At 40.4% G+C, this 2,593-nt stretch carries 3 protein-coding genes; 2 read left to right on the top strand and 1 reads right to left on the bottom strand.

Annotated features, from left to right (window positions below):
- Positions 1 to 1,054: elongation factor G (locus WA010_RS06475; protein WP_422556326.1), on the top strand; the 1,054-nt coding region annotated here is incomplete at its 5' end.
- A gap of 287 nt (positions 1,055 to 1,341) precedes the next feature.
- On the opposite strand, the gene WA010_RS06480 is transcribed toward WA010_RS06475, so the two are convergent.
- A complete protein-coding gene (locus tag WA010_RS06480; RefSeq protein WP_422556327.1) occupies positions 1,342 to 2,316 on the bottom strand; it encodes an IS30 family transposase in 975 nt (324 codons plus the stop codon).
- A 117-nt stretch (positions 2,317 to 2,433) separates the two neighbouring features.
- Here WA010_RS06480 and WA010_RS06485 point away from each other — a divergent pair.
- Positions 2,434 to 2,593, top strand: a 160-nt coding sequence (locus WA010_RS06485) for a DUF3943 domain-containing protein (protein WP_422556328.1), incomplete at its 3' end; no start/stop codon positions are given.

Raw genomic sequence — 2,593 nt, forward strand, 5'->3', positions numbered from 1 at the left:
CAATACCATCAAAGGTAAAAAAGAGCGTATCGGACGTATTGTTAAAATGCACGCTAACAAACGTGAAGAGATCAAATCTCTTTATGCGGGTGAAATCGGTGCAGTTGTTGGTCTTAAAGATACAACAACAGGAGATACATTGTGTTCAGAAGACGATCGCCTCATTTTGGAGCTTATGCACTTCCCTGAGCCGGTTATTTCGGTTGCGGTTGAGCCTAAAACAAAACCTGACCAAGAAAAATTGGGTATCGCACTTGCAAAACTTGCAGCAGAGGATCCATCTTTCCGTGTTCATACAGACGAAGAAACAGGTCAAACGATCATTTCAGGTATGGGTGAGCTTCACCTTGAGATCCTTGTTGACCGCATGTTCCGTGAGTTCAAAGTTGAAGCAGAGGTTGGTGCTCCACAAGTTGCTTACCGTGAGTCAATTCGTGCGGAAGTAAACCAAGAGTACAAATACGCTAAGCAATCAGGTGGACGTGGACAATTTGGTCACGTTTATCTCATCGTTAAGCCGGGCGAGCCTGGTAGCGGGTATACTTTCCACAACGAAATCAAAGGTGGGGTTATTCCAAAAGAATACGTTCCTGCAGTTGAAAAAGGGTGTAAAGAAGCAATGCAAAAAGGTGTTCTCGCGGGTTACCCTATCGAGGATATCGAAGTTGCATTGTATGATGGTTCATACCACGAGGTTGACTCCTCTGAGATGGCATTTAAACTTGCTGCATCTATGGGATTCAAAGAGGCTTGTCGTAAGGCAAACCCTGCGATCCTAGAGCCTATGATGAAAGTTGAAGTAGAAGTACCTGAAAACTTCATGGGTGATGTTATCGGTGACCTTAACCGTCGTCGTGGACAAGTTAACAACATGGGTGACCGTTCTGGTAACAAAATTGTTGATGCGTTCGTACCATTGTCTGAAATGTTCGGTTACTCAACTGACCTTCGTTCAGCAACACAAGGACGTGCAAGTTACTCTATGGAATTCGATCACTATGAAGAAGTTCCACGTAACGTTGCCGAAGAGATTATCAAAAAGCGTAACAGCTAAGAGATTCTCTTTATCCTCTTCCCCCGTTCAGGGGGATTTTATTTTCTTTGCATTAAATTTTCTTTCAAAATGTCAAAAAACTTCAACTTCACCATACTTTAGCTACAATCATAGTTTTTATTATAAGCAGGAATAGCAAAATGTTAGTAACAACTAAGCAGATAGTCAAAAAACTTCCAACCAATTTGAGATTAATTGGTATTTTAGAAGAAGCTATTACAAATAGTATTCAAGCTAATGCAACAAAAATAGATATCGCCAATTCAAGTAGTAAGTGCAACACACGGTTAAGCTACAGAATAAGATTTCGTAATTGTAGCAAAGAACACTTCTGAAGGTGTTTTATATCCCAATATTTTTCTTGGTCTATTGTTGAGTTTATTTTGAACGTCAACGATTTGCTTATCCGTTATCTCTTGAAACTCTTTCTCTTTAGGGAAATATTCCCGTATCAATCCATTTGTATGTTCATTTAATCCTCGTTGCCATGATTGGTAAGGGTGTGCAAAGTAAAAGTCTGTATCGAGGGTTCTGCTAATTTCTTGGTGATAGGCAAATTCTTTACCGTTATCGGATGTAATTGTGAGGGTATGATCTTTAATCGGTTTGAGCAGATCTAGGATAGCTTGTTTAACTGGTTCAGCGTGTTTGCTTGGAACTTTTTTCATCAGTGTGAATTTAGAACATCGATCAACAATGGTGACAATCCCTTGATGGTGATATCGTCCTATGATCGTATCGACTTCCCAATCGCCGACTCTGCTTTTTTCTTCTACGATTAATGGTCTCTCATCGATAGATATACGGTTCTTGATTTGTCCACGACTACGATGTGAAGCTGTTCGTTTGGTGTATTTCTTGTGTTTGTGTCTGAGGTACAGATAGAGCTTGCCACCACTTTTTTGATTGGCATAGACATACTGGTAAATTGTCTCATGACTGATAGATTTTAATCCATCTAATACCATACGACCACTGATTTGCTCTGGACTCCATCCCTCTTGTATATACTTTTTGATATAGTTGATATGCTCTTTACCTAATCGGCGGTTCTTTGACTTATACTGATACCGCAATCGTGCACTTACGGCTGCACTCAGTGCAAAATATTCTCCACTATCAAGGGCATTTCGCCTTAACTCCCTGCATATGGTCGAATAATGCACTCCAATGTTTAAAGCTATCGCTCTTTGGCTCAGTCCCTCTTTTTTTAAAGCCTCAATTTGATATCGTTGTGCCATGGTTAGCTGTTGGTAACTCATAAGTGTCCTATCTTTGGTCGGATAATTCACTTATTCTATCGCAGCTAACCTCTTCAATTATCCGCTATATCTGAATTTCTAAACTGTTGCACTTTAAATTTGAATTGGCGCTATACTATGGCACGTAATGATGGATTATCGATCGGTGAATCGGCGGCATTTTCGACGCTCATGTCCACCTTTTTTTGGGAATATGGCTATGAAGCATTTGCTGAGGTCCCCTCGATCCAAGATTTGATTTTTACTCCATTGGTTGGTTCGCTGTTCGGAGAGGGGA

This window comes from Sulfuricurvum sp., from assembly GCF_049305995.1.
GTDB lineage: Bacteria > Campylobacterota > Campylobacteria > Campylobacterales > Sulfurimonadaceae > Sulfuricurvum.

Excerpts from the sequence above, each read along its gene's own strand:
- WA010_RS06480 (WP_422556327.1), bottom strand. The coding sequence starts at position 2,316 with ATGAGTTACCAACAGCTAACCATGGCACAACGATATCAAATTGAGGCT.